14 protein-coding genes are annotated in these 13,647 nt (G+C 65.9%); 7 read left to right on the top strand and 7 right to left on the bottom strand.

Features of this window, described 5'->3' with window-relative positions:
* The first annotated feature begins 60 nt into the window (after window positions 1–60).
* Window positions 61–1,428: an SEL1-like repeat protein gene (locus RBB16_RS00660; RefSeq protein ID WP_306044275.1), complete on the top strand. Its 1,368-nt coding sequence runs from the start codon at window positions 61–63 to the stop codon at window positions 1,426–1,428.
* A gap of 23 nt (window positions 1,429–1,451) precedes the next feature.
* Window positions 1,452–2,795 (top strand): SEL1-like repeat protein, encoded by a 1,344-nt coding sequence (locus RBB16_RS00655; RefSeq protein WP_306044274.1) that lies wholly within the window; start codon window positions 1,452–1,454, stop codon window positions 2,793–2,795.
* On the opposite strand, the gene RBB16_RS00650 is transcribed toward RBB16_RS00655, so the two are convergent.
* The 3 genes from RBB16_RS00650 to hpt all read right to left on the bottom strand — a co-directional run bounded on the left by RBB16_RS00650 (window position 2,787) and on the right by hpt (window position 4,939).
* Window positions 2,787–3,677 carry a cytochrome c gene (locus tag RBB16_RS00650; protein ID WP_306044273.1) on the bottom strand — a complete coding sequence of 297 codons (891 nt, stop codon included), beginning with the start codon at window positions 3,675–3,677 and terminating at the stop codon, window positions 2,787–2,789. The two genes, RBB16_RS00655 and RBB16_RS00650, sit on opposite strands and share 9 nt — an antisense overlap.
* 60 nt (window positions 3,678–3,737) lie before the next feature.
* Window positions 3,738–4,223, bottom strand: a complete 486-nt coding sequence (locus RBB16_RS00645) for a cytochrome c (RefSeq protein WP_306044272.1) — start codon at window positions 4,221–4,223, stop codon at window positions 3,738–3,740.
* A gap of 173 nt (window positions 4,224–4,396) precedes the next feature.
* On the bottom strand, window positions 4,397–4,939 hold the full coding sequence (hpt, locus tag RBB16_RS00640; RefSeq protein ID WP_306044271.1) for a hypoxanthine phosphoribosyltransferase: 543 nt from the start codon (window positions 4,937–4,939) through the stop codon (window positions 4,397–4,399).
* A 95-nt stretch (window positions 4,940–5,034) separates the two neighbouring features.
* Here hpt and RBB16_RS00635 point away from each other — a divergent pair, with 95 nt between their 5' ends.
* Genes RBB16_RS00635 through RBB16_RS00625 form a run of 3 tightly spaced genes read left to right on the top strand, consistent with a single transcriptional unit; the run spans window position 5,035 to window position 7,900 of the window.
* Complete coding sequence (locus tag RBB16_RS00635) at window positions 5,035–5,496, top strand: type II toxin-antitoxin system RatA family toxin (RefSeq protein WP_306044270.1); 462 nt, start codon at window positions 5,035–5,037, stop codon at window positions 5,494–5,496.
* A gap of 8 nt (window positions 5,497–5,504) precedes the next feature.
* Window positions 5,505–6,572, top strand: coding sequence for a nitronate monooxygenase family protein (locus tag RBB16_RS00630; RefSeq protein WP_306044269.1), 1,068 nt, complete (start codon window positions 5,505–5,507; stop codon window positions 6,570–6,572).
* Between the two features lie 23 nt (window positions 6,573–6,595).
* A complete protein-coding gene (locus RBB16_RS00625) occupies window positions 6,596–7,900 on the top strand; it encodes an MmgE/PrpD family protein (RefSeq protein ID WP_306044268.1) in 1,305 nt (434 codons plus the stop codon).
* A 13-nt stretch (window positions 7,901–7,913) separates the two neighbouring features.
* Here RBB16_RS00625 and RBB16_RS00620 read toward each other — a convergent pair whose 3' ends face one another.
* From RBB16_RS00620 to RBB16_RS00605, 4 genes are all read right to left on the bottom strand, one after another.
* Window positions 7,914–9,110 carry an ammonium transporter gene (locus RBB16_RS00620; RefSeq protein ID WP_306044267.1) on the bottom strand — a complete coding sequence of 399 codons (1,197 nt, stop codon included), beginning with the start codon at window positions 9,108–9,110 and terminating at the stop codon, window positions 7,914–7,916.
* Between the two features lie 114 nt (window positions 9,111–9,224).
* The gene (locus RBB16_RS00615) at window positions 9,225–9,749 is read right to left on the bottom strand and encodes a CinA family protein (RefSeq protein ID WP_306044266.1); all 525 of its coding nucleotides are present in this window, start codon (window positions 9,747–9,749) and stop codon (window positions 9,225–9,227) included.
* Complete coding sequence (locus tag RBB16_RS00610; RefSeq protein WP_306044265.1) at window positions 9,749–10,240, bottom strand: phosphatidylglycerophosphatase A; 492 nt, start codon at window positions 10,238–10,240, stop codon at window positions 9,749–9,751. The genes RBB16_RS00615 and RBB16_RS00610 overlap by 1 nt, the downstream gene beginning before the upstream one ends.
* Window positions 10,237–11,412 carry a bifunctional 2-C-methyl-D-erythritol 4-phosphate cytidylyltransferase/2-C-methyl-D-erythritol 2,4-cyclodiphosphate synthase gene (locus tag RBB16_RS00605; protein WP_306044264.1) on the bottom strand — a complete coding sequence of 392 codons (1,176 nt, stop codon included), beginning with the start codon at window positions 11,410–11,412 and terminating at the stop codon, window positions 10,237–10,239. Before RBB16_RS00605 ends, RBB16_RS00610 begins: the two co-directional genes overlap by 4 nt.
* A gap of 169 nt (window positions 11,413–11,581) precedes the next feature.
* Between RBB16_RS00605 and dusB the strand changes: the two genes are divergently transcribed.
* Window positions 11,582–12,565 carry a tRNA dihydrouridine synthase DusB gene (dusB, locus tag RBB16_RS00600; RefSeq protein ID WP_306044263.1) on the top strand — a complete coding sequence of 328 codons (984 nt, stop codon included), beginning with the start codon at window positions 11,582–11,584 and terminating at the stop codon, window positions 12,563–12,565.
* Window positions 12,562–13,644 (top strand): nitrogen regulation protein NR(II), encoded by a 1,083-nt coding sequence (locus RBB16_RS00595; RefSeq protein ID WP_306044262.1) that lies wholly within the window; start codon window positions 12,562–12,564, stop codon window positions 13,642–13,644. Before dusB ends, RBB16_RS00595 begins: the two co-directional genes overlap by 4 nt.
* Window positions 13,645–13,647: the final 3 nt, after the last annotated feature.

Genomic DNA, 13,647 nt, shown 5'->3' with positions numbered 1-13,647 from the left:
AGCATTTTGCGATTTTGCCATGTTGCGCTAGCATTCCCGCATTTAAGGGAGGTTTTTGCCATGGTTCGTGTTCGCGCCGGTCTGTCCGCTGTTGCTGTCTGTCTGTTCCTCGCGCCCCTGTCGGTCCATGCCGACTGGCTGGACGATGCCCGCACGGCCTTTGATGGCGGCGACTATGACACCGCACGCCAATTGTCGGAACCGATGGCCGAAGCGGGCGATCCCGCGGCCCTGAATATCCTCGGGGTGATCTATTTCCACGGCCAAGGGGTGGAACAGGATGTGCAACGCGGGCTCGACTATTACGAGGCTGCCGCCGCACAGGGCTATGCGGTTGCACAGGCAAACCTGGCCTGGATCTTGTATAAGGGCGTATACGGTGCCCCACGCGACCTGACCCGCGCATGGGAGCTGGCAGACGCCGCCGCAGAGGCGGGCAATGCCGAAGCACTGAACACCCTTGGTGCCATGTCCGAGGAAGGCGCCCTTGGCAGCCCGGACTATGCCGCAGCAGCGGCCTATTACCGGCAGGCCATGGATGGGGGCTCGGCGGCGGCCCATAGCAATATGGGGGCGCTCTATGCCCAGGGGTTCGGGGTGATCCAGGATGATGCGCAGGCACGGCTTCTCTTCGAACAGGCGGCAGCGCTTGGCCACGGGCAGGGCACCCGCAACCTCGCCTATATGATGGAGCTTGGCCGGGGCGGCCCGCAGGACATTCCCGGGGCGATTGAAACCTACCGGCAGGCCATCGCGCTTGGCTATGGCGGGGCGGGGAACGATCTGGGCATTCTGCTGCTCAATGGCGCGGCGGGGATGGCCCCCGACCCGGCAGCCGCCGCCGAAGCCTATGAACAGGGCACGGCCCTGGGCCATGAGTGGGCGCCTGCCAACCTGGCCTATCTTCTGTCCGATGGTGACCCGTCAGTGCCGGATGATATCGACCGGGCGGTGACGCTCTATCACCTCGCCTATGAGCGCGGGAATATCGAGGCGCTGTCCGATCTGGCCTATATGCACTGGGACGGCGTCGGCGTCGCGCAGGACCATGCAGAGGCCCGCCGCCTGTTGCAGACCCTGGCCGATCTGGGCTTGCCGGGGCCGATCAACGATCTGGGCTACATGCATGAGGCCGGGCTTGGCGGGCCAGTGGACTTTGACGGCGCGCTGGCGCTTTACCAGCAGGCTGCCGCTATGGACTATCCCTTCGCGGCCTGGGGCGCGGCGACGGTCTATCTCAACCCCGACTATGCCGGGGCCGACCGGGTCGAGGGCTATGCCTGGTGCGCCTATGCCATTGCGCGCGAAACCGATTCCGGCCGCATCGCCGAGTATCAGGAAAGCTGCGGAACCCTGCCCGAAACCCTGTCCGAGGCCGATATCGAAGCGATCGCGACCCGGACCGAGGAATTGCTGACCACCTACTGACCCATTCAAGAAGGAGAGCCATTATGAATCTCAAAGCCATCTCCGTCGCCGCGCTGCTCTGCCTTGCGGCCCCCCTTCACGCGCAAACGGCCGATGACGCCGTCGAAGCCTATCGCACGGGCAACTACGCGCTGGCGCTGGAAATTTCCCGCCCACTGGCCAATTCCGGCGACGCGGTGGCGCTGAACATGATGGGCATTCTCTACGAGAACGGGCTTGGCGTTCCCGCCGACGGGTTCCGGGCTGTCAGCTACTATCAGGCCGCCGCCGATCAGGATTTGCCGCAGGCGCTGAACAATCTGGCCGATCACTATCTCGACGGCTGGTCCGGGCAGGACCCGCGCCCCGATCTGGCCATCCCGCTGATGCTGCGGGCCGAGGAAATGGGCTATGCCGGGGTCTACAACAACCTTGGCGTGTCCTATTTCGAAGGCCATTTCGGCACCCCGGATTCGCGCCGCGCGCTGGAGTATTTCCGCCGGGCCCATGAGGCGGGCTATGTGGACGGCACCGCGAATGTGGGCTGGATGTATGCCCATGGCGAAGGGGTGGAGGAAAACCAGGCCGAGGCGCGGCGCTTCTATGCGCTGGCCCATGACAATGACGGCCCCCTCTGGGCGCTGGAAAATCTTGCCGACATGCTGCGGGAAGGCGAGGGCGGGCCGGTCGATCAGCCACAGGCGGTGGCGCTCTACGAAGAGGCCGCCGAGCGGGGCAGCGCCTATGGGGCGAACTGGCTTGGGTATTACTATGACAATGGCGAAGGCGGCCTTCCCGTCGATCACGACCGCGCGGTGGCCTATTTCCTGCAGGCTGCCGAACAGGGCAGCACGACCGGCTATTACAACCTGGGCTCGATGTATGAAGGCGGGCGCGGGGTCGAGGCCGACCCTGATATGGCCCGACACTACTATCAACTGGCCTCCGATCAGGGGGATGCGGATGCGACCTATGAACTGGCGGTCATGTATTGGCACGGGGATCTGGGCTATTCCGATGAAATCGAGGCCCGCCGGCTGATGGAACTGGCCGCCGAACGCGGGGCCGAACTGGCCTTTGGCGATCTTGGCCTGATGCTGCGCAACGGTGTGGGTGGCGCCCGTGATCTGCTGCGCGCGGGCGAGATGTTTCAGCGCGGACTGGAGGAGAACGACTCGCTGGCCTACGTGAACCTTGGCGAGGTCATCTCCGATCCGGCCCATCCCGGCCACGATCCGGTGCGCGGCCTCGCCCTTTGCCTGCGTGCGGTCGAGATCACCTCGAGCGAGGAGCGGCAGGTGCAATACAGCCGCCGCTGCAATCGGCTATCGCGGGCGCTCAGCCCGGCGCAGCAGGCCGAGGCGCGGGAGATGATGGGCTCACTCTGAGGCGGGAAGCGCCTGAAGATAGGCGGCAATGGCCGCGCGGTCGGCGTCGGGCAGGTGGGCCATGTTCAGGATCACCTCGGCCATCTCGCCGCCCGCGCTGTCGAACTCGGGCGTGAACCCGTCGCGCAGGTAATTGGCGATGTCAGAGGCCGACCATGTCAGCGCGGCGGGCGTGATGTTGGGAATGCGCCCTTCGCCAGAGGGGTTCGGCGCGCCCGCCAGCCAGTTCGCGTAATCGAGCCCCCCAAGCGCGTTCCGTGGCGTGTGGCATTCGCCGCAATGGCCGAGCGATTCCACAAGGTAGCGCCCGCGCATCACCTGAGGCGACAGGTCATCGCCCTCGATCACCCAGTCATCCGAGGCAAAGAGAAGCTTCCAGCCGCCAAGCGACCGTCGGATCGAGAACGGAAAGCCCACATCATGATCGCGTGACGGCGTGGCATCGGCGGGCAGGGTCTGCATGAAGGCCCAGAGGTCTTGCAGATCCGTGATCCCGGCCCGCGCATAGGTGGTGTAGGGGAAGGCCGGGTAATAATGCTGCCCCTCGGGGCTGACCCCGTTCCTGACGGCGGACAGGAATTCCGCCTCGGACCATCCACCGATCCCGTGGTCGGGGTCCATGGAGATATTGGGCGCGTAGAAGGTGCCGAAATCCGACGGGAAGGCGCGCCCCCCGGACATGATCAGACGCGCGTCGCCCTCTGCGTCCTCGGCGGCGTGGCAGGATGCACAGCCAGCGGCCCAGAAGACCAGCTCTCCATGTTCTGCATCCCCGTCTCGCTCGGGAATATCCGAAGCAGCCAGTGACTGCGGGGCGGTCAGATACCACCCGGCGGCGGCACCCAGAATGGCGAGAATGACGAGAAACCGAAGAAATCGCATAGGGAAATGGCCTTTCATCGGGACGGCAAGGCGGAATTGCGATGCCGTCCCGAGACGAACTTAGTCGTCGGACTGACGGAAGTTCCGGTGGCAGCTGCCACATGCGCCGCCAAGCGGGCCGATGGCTGCCTGAAGCGCCTCCAGCCCGTTGCCGGCTGCGTCGGCCATGCCGCTCGCAGCAGCACCATAAGCCATCCACTCTTCACCGAAACCGCCCATATCTTCCCAGATCGCGGGCAGGGCGCGGGTGGCATCGCCAAGCGCGGCATTGTCGGACCCGGCGGGCCAGGTCGGACGCCCATCGACGCCCGCCATGGCAGCAAGGTTGTTGGCGGCGGTCTGCGCGGCCTCGGCGTCATAGTCGATATTGCCCCGCGCCATGCCTCCCAGAACGCCGATATTGAAGGCGAGGATCTGCATATAGCCCTGACGGGCCGCGATATGGCTGGCATAAGGATTGTCGCCATGGCCCGCGCCCTGAACCGTGGCAGCCAGCGGCAAGGTCAGCGCCGCGGCGGCGAGAAGGGATTTGGAGAAGATACGCATTGGGAACTCCCTGATGAAAACGTGCGATGCCCATGAGCATCACGGCAACAGGAGCCATCACGCAAGCCCCTCACCCCCACCTCACGCGGGTGTGATCCGCACAGGGTCTGTGCGGAAATGCAGAGTTGCCATGTGCGTGATTGCACTGTCGGGGGGGGTAACCTGCTGCCCCCTCACTCCTCCGTAAACCGCACCTTCCCTATATGGCCGAGGTTGCGGTTGTTCTGGGCGAAGTCGATGCCATAGCCGACGACGAATTCATCGGGGATCTCGAAGCCGATCCAGGTGGCTTTCACGTCCACTTCGCGGCGCGAGGGTTTGTCGAGCAGCGCGATGGTTTCCAACCGCTTGGGATGGCGGCTTTCCAGCAGGTGCAGCACGTGATTGAGCGTGTGGCCGGTGTCGACGATATCCTCCACCACCAGCACATCGCGGCCCTCGATCTCGCCGCGGATATCCTTGAGGATACGCACCTCGCGGCTGCTTTCCATGCCGCTGCCGTAGGAGGAGGTTTCGAGGAAATCGACCTCAACGGGCAGGTTCAGTTCCCGCACCAGATCGGCGATGAAGACGAAACTGCCGCGCAACAGCCCCACGACCACCAACTTGTCGGTGCCCGCGAAGGCGCGTTCGATCTCTCGCGCCAGTTCCTCGATCCGCGCCGCGATGGCCTTGGCCGAGATCATCTTGTCCACTACGTAAGGTTTCTGCGCCATATCGCCCCTTTTGGGCGGCAAAACCGCCCCTGTCCCTTGAATTCCCGCAGGAACTTTAGGACATGGGACGCGCAAGAGGAAACCGGAAAAGACGCATGCCAAGCCACGCCGAGACCCGTCTGCTGCCATATAGCGCAGCCCAGATGTATGATCTGGTGGCCGATGTGGCGCGATACCCGCAGTTCATCCCGTGGATCATGGGGGCGCGGGTGCGCTCGGTGACGCCGATTGAGGGCGGCGATGTGATGCTGGCCGATCTGGTGGTGGGCTTCAAGATGTTCCGCGAACGGTTCGGGTCCCGCGTGACCCTGCGCCCGGAGCTGAGCGAGATCGACACCGAATATATCGAGGGGCCGTTCAAGCATCTGATCTCGCATTGGCGGTTCCGGGACGTTGAGGATGGCGGCTGCGAGGTGGCCTTCGACGTGGATTTCGAATTCAAGAGCAAGCTCTTGCAGGGCGCGGCGGGGCTTTTCTTTCACGAGGCGATGATGCGGATCGTGCAGGCCTTCGAGGACCGCGCGAAGGTGCTTTACGGACAGGGTGCGCCCGGCTAGCGTCGGGTATGGCCTGGCATGACACACCGCTGACGCGGACACTTAATATCGACTTTCCGATCATTCAGGCCCCGATGGCAGGCGCGACGACACCTGCCATGGCGGCGGCTGCGGCGAATGCGGGGGCGCTCGGCTCGCTCGGCTGCGCGATGATGGGGGCCGAGGCGATGGCGGAGGAGCTGCGCGCGGCGCAGGCCGGGACCAATCGCAGCCTCAACGTGAATTTCTTCGTGCATGACCGGCCCGTTCCTGATGAGGACCTGAATGCGGAGGTCGCGGCGAGGCTGGCGCCCTGGTATGACCGTTTCGGCGCGGGTGTGGTGAAAGCCCCTGCCGATGCAATCCCCATGTTCGACGAGGCCCTGTGCGAGGCGGTGATTGCCTGCGGGCCGACGGTGGCGTCGTTCCATTTCGGATTGCCGGAGGCGGCGCTGGTGGACCGGCTGAAGGCGGCGGGCATCCTGATCCTGTCCTCGGCCACATCTGCGGCAGAGGCCCGCTGGCTGGAGGATCACGGCGCCGATATCATCGTCGCCCAAGGGGCAGAGGCCGGGGGCCACAACGGCTGGTTCCTGCCGCGCAGGGGGGCGGACCTGACGGGCACTATGGCGCTGGTGCCGCGCGTGGTGGATGCAGTCAGCGTGCCGGTGGTGGCCGCAGGCGGCATTGCCGACGGGCGTGGCGTGGCGGCGGCGCTGATGCTGGGGGCTGCCGGCGTGCAGGTGGGCACGGCCTTCCTCGCGACACCGGAATGCAGCAGCCCCGAGGTGCACAAACAGGCGGTGATAAACGCGACGGGCGACGACACCATGGCCACGCGCGCCTATTCCGGGCGTCTGGCGCGCGGGGTCGCGAACGACTTCTCGCGCGAAATGGCGTCGCATGCGGACTGGCCCGACTTTCCGCTGATGAACGCGGCGACCGGCCCGATCCGCGCGGCCTCGGCCAAGGCGGGGCTGCCCGATGCGGTGGCGCTCTGGTCGGGGCAGGGGGCGGGGCTGGTGCGGGCTGAAACCACCTCGCAGGTTGTCGCCCGGCTGGTCGCGGAAACCGAGGCGGCGCTGGCGCGGGTCTGACGTATGACCTTGGCGGAGAAACCATGACAAAGACCCCCTTCACCGATGCCCTTGCGGCTTTCGCGGCGGCCCCTATCGCGGGGGCGGACAACGCGCGCGCGGTTCTGCGGCTGTCCCTTCTCGATTGGTGCGCGGTGGCCCTCGCCGGACGGCAGGAGCCGGTGGCGCAGGTCCTGCGCGCTCTGGCAGAGGAGGAGGGTGGCACGCCACAGGCCCATGCGCTCGGGCTGGACCAGCGCGTTCCCGCCCGCATGGCGGCGCTGGTCAATGGCACGCTCTCCCACGCACTCGACTATGACGACACCCATTTCGCCCATATCGGCCACCCCTCGGTTGCCGTCATCCCGGCGGCTCTGGCCATGGGGGAACGGATGGGCGCAGGCGGAGCGGCCATGCAGGAGGCGGCGCTTGTGGGCGTCGAGGCCTCGGTGCGTGTGGGCGTCTGGCTGGGGCGCGGGCATTACCAGGCGGGGTTTCACCAGACCGCCACGGCGGGCGCGTTCGGGGCCGGGCTTGCGGCGGGGCGGCTTCTGGGGCTCTCGGCCGCGCAGCTTGCCGATGTGATCGGCCTTCTGGGCACCCGCGCCTCGGGGCTGAAATCGCAATTCGGGACCATGGGCAAGCCCTTCAACGCCGGGATCGCGGCGGCCAACGGGGTGGAGGCGGCGCTGCTGGTCGCCCACGGTTTCGACCCGCGCCGGGCCGGGTTGGAGGAGGCGCAGGGCTTCGGCCCTACCCATCACGGGGCGGGCGACATGCACGCGCTGGACGGGCTCGGGGAAAGCTGGCTTTTCGAACAGGTCAGCCACAAGTTCCACGCCTGCTGCCACGGGCTGCACGCGGCGCTGGAGGCGGTGGCGGTGCTTCTGCCCGTAGACCCTGACGGGATCACGGCGATCGAGGTGACCACCCACCCGCGCTGGCTGACCGTGTGCAACATTGCATCGCCCGCCACCGGGCTGGAGGCGAAGTTTTCCTATGCGCAGGTGATGGCACTGGCGGCGCTCGGGCACGACACCGCGCGGCTCGACACGTTCACCGATGCGCTGGCCTGTGATCCGCAGGTCATGGCGCTGCGCCGTCGCGTGCGCGTCATCCCGGACGAGACCCTGCCGGAAACCGCCGCGCGGGTGCGCCTGACGCTGAACGGCGGCACGCGCGAGGCCAGTCATGACCTGCTTACCCCGCTGCCATTGGCCAGACGCGCGGCGAAGGTGCGCGCCAAGGCCGAGGCACTGCTTGGTCAGGACAAGGTCCGCGACCTTCACGATCTGATAGAAAAAAGCGCCGCGCCGGGAGAGATCGGCGCGACGCTTTGCAAGCTGTGACCCGTCCGTCAGGTCAGCTCGACATATCGTAGGCGCGCTCCCCGTGCACGGCGAGGTCGAGCCCGTTGGTCTCGGTCTCCGCATCGACGCGCAGGGGGGTGATGGCCTTCACGGCGTAGATCAGCACCAGCGTCACCACGACCGTGTAGACCCCCACCACGACCAGCGAGCCAAGCTGCGCCGCCCAGGCCCCCGGTACGAAAACCGCAATCATGATCGTGCCGAAGATGCCGCCCACGCCATGCACGGCGAAGACATCGAGCGTGTCGTCGATCTTTGCCTTGTTGCGGATGAAGTTCACCGCTTCCTGGCAGAGGATGCCGGCAACGGCCCCGATGATCAGCGCGGGCAGCGGCCCGACGAAGCCCGAGGCGGGGGTGATCGAGGCAAGCCCCGCGATGGTGCCGGTCACGACGCCCACAAGGCTGACCTTGCCGTATTTGATCTTCTCCCACAGGCCCCAGCTCAGCGACGCGGTGGCCGCAGAAATATGGGTCACGGTCAGCGCCATGGCCGCGCCCCCGTCGGCCGCCAGCTGCGAGCCGCCGTTGAAGCCGAACCAGCCCACCCACAGCATCGCGGCCCCGATCATCACGTAGCCGGGATTGTGCGGCGGCGTGGTCGTGTGGCGGCGCGGGCCGAGGAAGAAGGCGATCATCAGAGCCGCGATTCCGGCGGTTTCATGCACCACGATGCCGCCCGCGAAATCGCGCACCGCCGTGCCGAAGAGCGGCGCAAGCCCCGCGTCCTCGTTGCCCGCCAGCAGCCCGCCGCCCCAGACCCAGTGCACCACGGGCGCATAGCACAGCAGCATCCACAGCGAGGAGAACAGAAGCACGAAGCCGAAGCCCACCCGTTCCACATAGGCACCCACGATCAGCGCGGGCGTGATGATGGCGAAGGTCATCTGGAAGGCGAAGAACAGCACCTCTGGCAATGTCCCCGACAGGCTGTCGGCGGTCACACCCGACAGGAAGACCCGGTCAAGCCCGCCCCAGAACGCATTGCCCGACCCGCCAAAGGCGATGGAATAGCCAAGCGCCAGCCAAAGGATGCTCATCAGGCAGGCGATGGCGTAGCAATGCATGAACACGCTCAGCACATTGCGGGCCCGCACGAGGCCCCCGTAGAAAAGCGCCAGCCCCGGCAATGTCATGAAGAGAACCAGCGCCGTGGCGACGATGATCCATGCTGTATCTGCACCGTTCATGGTGATCTGTCCCTTCGCATGCTTGTTTTTTCAGCGGTTGAGTGCCGAAAAGCGGAAGGCGGGCAGATAAATAAAGAGGCAAGGGGCGTTTGAAGCGATCAAACAGGGGGCAATTCAGAAACTGCGTAAATCTTGGGCGTTCCCACGGCGGTTTGCCTCAGTGTCATGCGCATCCTGTCTGATGCTTGTCAGGATCATTCCCAGAGCATGTTCCACCGCCGCCGCGCGGACCTGATCGCGGCCAAGCGCGCCAAACTCGACGGTTTCGGTGCGCAGCCCGTTTTCCCAGGCCAGGCCGAAGCAGACGCGGCCCTCTGGCTTGTGCTCGGACCCTCCGGGGCCTGCGATGCCGGTGATGGAGACGGCGATTGTGGCTTGTGAGTTTGCAAAAGCCCCGGCCACCATTTCCTGCGCCACGTGTTCTGACACGGCACCATGTTCTCTCAACGTGTCGGGGCTGACACCCAGCATCTGCACTTTGGCGCGGTTGGTATAGGTCACGAAGGCCCGGTCGAAAATGTCGGATGACCCCGCCACGCTGGTGATCGCGCCCGCCACCAGCCCGCCGGTGCAGCTTTCCGCCGTGGCGATAACGTGATGGCCCGCGCGGGCCTCCTCCAGCAGGGTCTGGGCAAGCATCACATCCGCCCCGGCAGATGCGCCAGAACCGCCAGCACCGCGACAACCATCATCGCCAGTCCCCCGGCGATGGCATCGTCCAGCATCACCCCAAGCGCATCGCCGCGCCGGTCGGCAAGGCCCACGGGCCCGGGCTTCCAGATGTCGAACAGCCGGAAGGCCAGGAAGGCCGTCAGAACACCGGGCCAGAGCGCAAAGAAATCCGCCCCCGCCATCATCGCGCCATAGGAGACCGGCCAGAGCGCCAGGAACATGCCTAGAACCTCGTCGATCACGATCTCTGACGGGTCCTTGTCGGCACTGTCCCGCGTCACTTCATTCGTGGCCCACCAACCTGCAGCGGCCACGATCAGCGTGCCCGCTGCAAGGGCGACAAAGCCGCCAAGCTGGTGCAGCAGATAGGCCAGCGGGATGGCGGCAAGGCTGCCCCAGGTGCCGGGGGCGGGGCGCAGCAGGCCCACATAGAAGACGGTGGCGATAAGACGGTTCATGATTTCACCAATGTGACAGTGGCCATGGCGGCGATGCCCTCTTCGCGCCCGGTGAAGCCGAGCCGTTCGGTCGTGGTCGCCTTCACGGAAACGCGCGTCGGGTCGATGCCCAAAAGCTCTGCCAGACGGGCGCGCATGGCGGCGGCATGGGGTCCGATCTTGGGCCGTTCGCACAGGAAGGTCAGGTCGGCATTGCTGATCACAAAGCCCTTTTCCGATGCCAGATCAACGGCATGGGTCAGGAAGATGTGGCTTTCGGCGCCCTTCCACTGGGGGTCGGAGGGCGGGAAATGGGTGCCGATATCGCCCTCGGCCAGCGCGCCGTAAATCGCATCCGTGACCGTGTGCAGCCCCACATCCGCGTCGGAATGGCCCTGAAGCCCGCGCCCATGGGGGATTTTCACACCACAAAGCCAGACATGATCGCCGGGGCCGAACCGGTGCACGTCGAACCCGTTGCCGGTGCGAATGTCGATCATGGCTCGGGCCTCCAGCAGCCGCTCGGCCCGGGCGAAATCTTCGGGCCTTGTCAGTTTCAGATTGTCTTCGTCGCCCGGCGTGATGGCAATGTCCAGCCCATGGGCGAGCGCGACCTCCACGTCATCGGCAGCCCCGCCGGGATGGGCGGCATGGGCGGCGCGGATCGCGGCGAGGTGAAAGCCTTGCGGGGTCTGCGCCCGGAAAAGCCCGTCGCGGACGCGGATCGCCTGAACGGTGCCGTCGCCCTGCCACAGCGCATCGACCACCGGCAGGCCGGGCGCCGCGCCGGGATGGGTGGCGAGTGCTTCGATCACCCCGCCGATCACCTCGGGACTGACCAGGGGCCGGGCGGCGTCATGGATCAGCACGTAGTCCACCCCGTCCGGCACAGCAGACAATCCCGCACGGACCGAGGCATCGCGCGTCGCTCCGCCGACCGTGGTGATGACCGATTGATCAAGCGGCGCCAGCGCTGCGGCCAGCAGGCCCGAGTCGTCTTGGTGGTGGACGACGACAAGATCCCGGATCACCGGATGCGCAGCCAAAGCCTTGAGGGTTCGCGTCAGAACGGCCTTGCCCTTGAGCGGTTGATATTGCTTGGGAATATCGCCACCAGCCCGCAGACCACGGCCTGCCGCGACGACAAGCGCGGCGACGCGGGGGGCTTGGGGGATCGAGGCGCGTTTGGTCATGGCGTTCTGATAGGGCGAAAGCGCGGCTGGCACAATGTCGCTGAATTTCCCGCCTCAAGCGCCTAAAAAATGGGCAATGCTTGCGTGACCCCTGTTTTCCGCCGCGAAACTTTTGCAACCACCGGGGAAACCCCCTACATCGAGGGGTGACTGCTCAAGGATTAAGCAATTGGCCATTTTGCTGGCAGAAAAGCCCCTCGATCCCCCGGTCTTTCTGGCCCCCTTGGCCGGAATCACCGATCTGCCGTTCCGCAACCTGGTGTCGGGCTTCGGCGCGGGTCTTGTGGTGTCGGAGATGGTGGCCAGCCAGGAAATGGTCGAGGCCAAGGCCAGTGTCCGCGCGCGGGCAGAGCTTGGCTTCGGGCTGGATAACACCGCCGTGCAATTGGCAGGACGCGAGGCGCATTGGATGGCCGAGGCGGCGCGTTTGGCTGAAGGGCAGGGCGCGCGGATCATCGACATCAACATGGGCTGTCCCGCCAAGAAGGTCGTGAACGGCTATTCCGGCTCGGCGCTGATGAAAGACCTCGACCATGCGCTGACGCTGATCGAGGCGGTGGTGGGCGCGGTTTCGGTGCCCGTGACGCTGAAAACGCGATTGGGCTGGGATGACGACCTGCTGAACGCGCCCGATCTGGCACGGCGGGCCGAGGCGGCGGGCATCCGTATGATCACCATCCACGGGCGCACCCGCTGCCAGTTCTACAAGGGCGCTGCCGATTGGGCCGCGATCCGCGCCGTGACAGAGGCCGTGTCGATCCCCGTCATCGCCAATGGCGACATCATCGACAGCGCCACGGCGGCGGATGCCCTGCGCCTGTCCGGGGCCGATGGCGTCATGGTCGGGCGCGGCGCGCAGGGACGGCCTTGGCAATTGCAGCAGATCGCCCATGATCTCTTTGACGCCGAGGCACCCGACATCCCCGAGGGTCGCGCGCTGGCCGACATGATCTCCGGTCACTACGAGGCGATGCTGTCCTTCTATGGCGCGTCCCTTGGCACCCGCGTCGCGCGGAAACATCTGGGCTGGTACATGGATGAGGCGGGCACCAGCAAAGCGCTGCGCCGCGAGGTTCTGACCGCCAGCGACCCGGCCCGCGTGGTTCGGTTGATCCCCCGGATGCTGACGGAAACCGAGGAGATGGCGGCATGATCGACCTGACCGCGACGCTCTGGGCCGCGCTGCCGATTCCGGCGGTGATCATCGACGGCGAGGACCGCATCGCCGATGTGAACCCGGCGGGGGAGCTGTTCCTCAATGCCTCTTCCCGGTCGCTGAAAGGCAACCCGGTCTGGGACAAGATTTTTGTCGATGCGCCGCTGGAAGAGGCTTTCGCGCGGGTCCGTTCGGGGCGTGCGCCGCTCTTCGTCAATGCGGTCGACGTGGGCACGGGCAGCCGCAAGCCCGAAAGCTGCGACGTGCAGATCGCGCCCCTGGCGGAACAGGGCGATCATGTGCTGGTGCTGCTGGAAAGCCGGGCCCTGGCGGGCAAGCTGCACCGGGCGCTGACCTCCAAATCTGCGGCGAAATCCGCCATTGGCATGGCCGAGATGCTGGCCCATGAGATCAAGAACCCGCTGGCAGGCATTACGGGCGCGGCGCAGCTTATTTCCATGTCGGTCACGGGCGAGGATCTGGAACTGACCGACCTGATCGTTGCCGAAACCCGGCGCATCGTGAAGCTGCTCGACCAGGTGGAGGAGTTCGGCAATGTCCGCCCGCCTGCCGTCAAACCCGCGAATATCCACGATATTCTGGACCGCGCCCGGAAGTCCGCCGCCGTGGGGTTCGCCGCCCATATGCGGATCGAGGATGACTATGACCCGTCGCTGCCCCTGACCATGGCCGATCCCGACCAGTTGCAGCAGGTGTTCCTGAACCTTCTGAAGAACGCTGCCGAGGCGGGCCAGCAGGGCGGCACCATCCGTTTGCGCAGCTTTTACGAACCAGGGCTGCGCGTGCGCCGGTCCGATGGCACCCGAGGCGCGGTGCCCCTGCATGTGGAGATCAGCGACGACGGCCCCGGCATCAAGCCGGAGATTGCCGCCCATATCTTCGACCCTTTCGTGTCGGGGCGTGAAAACGGCACCGGGCTGGGGCTGGCGCTGGTGTCCAAGATCATCGCCGATCACGACGGCTGGATCGCGGTGGAGTCCGTGCCGGGCCGCACCGTGTTCCGCATTTCCCTGCCGGTCGCACCGTCGCGACCGGCCAAATCGACTGACCGCTAAGGA

Source organism: Nioella sp. MMSF_3534 (assembly GCF_030732985.1).
In the GTDB taxonomy this organism is placed as follows: Bacteria; Pseudomonadota; Alphaproteobacteria; order Rhodobacterales; family Rhodobacteraceae; genus Nioella.
This window is presented reverse-complemented; position numbering and strand designations above follow the sequence as displayed.